This is a genomic window from Thermomonospora sp. CIF 1 (assembly GCF_001896795.1).
In the GTDB taxonomy this organism is placed as follows: domain Bacteria; phylum Actinomycetota; class Actinomycetes; order Streptosporangiales; family Streptosporangiaceae; genus Thermomonospora; species Thermomonospora curvata.
In genome coordinates, this window is record NZ_MOYN02000010.1 from 1 (window position 1) to 3,013 (window position 3,013).

The 3,013-nt window shown below is 68.4% G+C and carries 1 protein-coding gene; it reads right to left on the reverse strand.

All coding sequences use genetic code 11. The features are described 5' to 3' along the window. A partial coding sequence (locus BUE48_RS04680; protein WP_286989034.1) for a ParB/RepB/Spo0J family partition protein occupies positions 1-1,637 on the reverse strand: 1,637 nt, incomplete at its 3' end. Positions 1,638-3,013 lie beyond the last annotated feature (1,376 nt).

Here is a 3,013-nt window from a genome sequence, read left to right on the forward strand (position 1 = left end):
TCGTGAACCGAGGATGGGACGGCAGGGGCGCCCGCAGCGGGAACGGCGTGCTGCAGCCCTTGCTTGCCGGCCTCGGTTAGGTGCTCGTCGCACTCCTGGGCGGCCCTGTCCACCGGCTGTTCAGTGTCGTTTCCGCCGATGAGAACGTCGGCCGGATCATCACCCCGGTAGGGGACACCATCGGCGACGGCCCTTTCGATCGGGCTGGGCTCATAGCCGTGCTTGGCCCCGATCTCGGCGACGAACCGCAGCCACGCCCCGGCGTCCTCACGCGAACAAGGGCTGTACTTGTCCTCGCGCCAGGTGTGACGACGCTCCCCGTCCCCGGTGATCTCCCGCTCATAGGCCGCGGCGATCGGCGCCAGCGCGATCATCCACAAACCCGGCAGGGTGCTCTTGGCCACCGTGTCCGCCGTGGGACCGCCGAAGGCGGCGAACATCCCCGAATGCCGGATGCCGCCCAGCGCACGGCGCAACGGCTCGGGCATCGTGACGAGCTGCTCGGTCACGAACCGGGCAATGGTCCCCGCGACGTTCTTGGGCGCCGTCTTCCGGGCCAGGAACTCCTCCAGCCACGCCTGGCGGACCTTGCCGGCCGCCTCCCACGCCTTGTTCCCCTCGATGACGATCTTGCGTTCCGTCCCGGACGCAGGCCCGGGGAGCGCATCAGGGACGGCGGCGGCAGGCCCGGACGGGCCGGCGGTATCGGTTCCGGCGACCATGTGGCCGTGCCTGGCCGGGTCCGTGCAGTAAAAACGCGGGACGGCGTCGCCCCATGGGGGAACCCACGCGATCGCACCGGGACAGCCGGCGTGCCCCTCGGCGGTCATCGCCTCCTCACCGTCCATCAACTGGTGCAGCTCCACGGCACCCGCGGGACGATCGACGACGACCGTGACCCCTGCCTCCTCCAGCTCGGCGACCACCTTGGCACGGTGGGCCTTGGCCTCCCGCTCGTCCAGCAGCCGCTGCACGGTGTACTTCAGCGGGCTGTAACGGTTGCGGGCGATCACCTCCATCGCCTCGGGATCGTCCTCGAACGGCTTGAGCAGCGCCAGCTCCTCCAGCGTCCACTCGTAATCCATCCCGGCGGCCAGTTCCTTGGCGCGGGCGCTCAGGCTCCCCGCCCGGATTCCGGCCTTGACCTCGGCGGCCGACAGCCCGGTGGCCTTGCGAATCTCGGTCTTGGTCATCACCTTGGACGCCGCGAACAGCGCCGCGGCCTCCTCCTGCACCGACAGGTCCCTGCGGAAGCGGGAGGAGATCAGCATGTGCAGGTACTGCAGCGCCTCATCGTCGGCGGTGTCGGCGGAGAAGAAATACGGCACCGCGTCCAGCCCGACCTTCCGCGCGGCGTCCAGGCGGATGTTGCCGTCCACCACCCGGTACCCGCCATCGGGATCCACGGTGATCTCCAGCGGGACGATGATCCCGGCCGTGGCGACCGACCGGCAGAACGCCTCATCGGCCTGCTTGTCCTCGCGGACGTTGCCCGGGTGGGCCGTCAACAACTCCACCGGGATCATCGGACGCTCGGTGTACTCCGGCTCCCGGTCGTTCCCCTCGCCAGAACCGGTACCGGCGGGAACCTGCCGGTCTGGGCCGGCGGCATCGGGCGCGGCGGTGACTTCGGCCATGTGCTCTCCCTGACTCACGCCGGGTTGGCCTGAACACCGCGGGGATGCGGTGCCCCGGGGACACAAGGGAGCAGGTCCCCGCCCGGCTCAAGGCGCCCGCGCCGCACGCGGCCGGGAACGCACACCGGCGGTCCGGCCCGGCCAAGATGTTTCCGACGAAGGAGGAAAGATCTCTGGCAAGGGCCGGAACGAGCGCAGCGAGAGCCGGTTGCGGGCACGGCAAGGGCGGCGCAGCCTGACCGGGCCGGGCGGGGATCCTTGTGCGCGCCGAGGCCAGAGCAGCAGCATCATGACCGGGGAAAACCGCGACCAGCAGGGGAGACCCTGCATGGCGAAGCCCGGTAGCACATCGCACGCCGGGCTTCACATGAGGCAGGTCTCACTCGTCTCGAAGGATCAGGGGCCAATGTTTGATGGTGGCGAACACCGGCGTCGCAGGCCCTGCGTAGGCGCGCCGAGAAGGTTGTGCTCGATCTATTCGGCCGCCTCATCTTCATCCAAGCCCACCGCAGGGGACCTGCAGGCACAGTGCCAGGTCGTAGACGGCGACGGCGCGGCGGACCTGGCCGAACCACCCCCTCAGCCAGCCTGATCAGCGCATTCTCGAACCCGCCCGCCGGCAGCGCCTCACCGTCGCTGCATTCGTCCAGCAGATCCCGGATCTCCTCAAAAGAGGCCTCAACCATGCCCGCCGTCTGTTTTCCGGCGACACCTTGCCGATCCTTACGGTCCTGGGGCGACATCGACAGCGGCAGGCCGCTTTTGACGTCGAACGACTGACCGGCCAGCGCCGCCGCTTTGACCTGGCTGTGGAACCTCTTGGCTGGAGAGACCGGCTGCGAAAGCTCCTGCCCCTGCGCTGGCCGGCGATGTTCCAGCACGCCCAGTGCACTAGGCCACCCGCCTTTCCCCGAGTGCGGATCCACTTGCAGACACACTTTGTAGGTGACTCCGCGCCGACCGCCGCGGCCACGGGATGCCTGCCGTCCAAAGGACGATGCGTTCGTGTTGAGACAGCCTCCTTGTACTGACCTCTGACCTGGGTGAAGTCATGTTTGGAATCATGACTGCCCACCTGGGCAAGCCAGTGCCTACCCAGGAGAAACTCCTGACGCTCTGCCCGCACAAGAAGAACCGCGAGGGGCTGGCAGGAAGTTAGCGAGATAACGCACTGTCCCCGCTTACCTGGGAAGCACGCACCCTCGATTCGAGCAAGCTTGGCTCTGTCCAGACCACCCCCGCCTGTGCAGGGAGAACAGGGCAAAAGCTAACCCCCTGGCTACAGAAGGCGGACCACCCCCGCCTGCGCGGGGAGAACCCCTGAAGCCCGAAGGAGGACCCGTGGCGCAGCGGACCACCCCCGCCTGCGCGGGGAG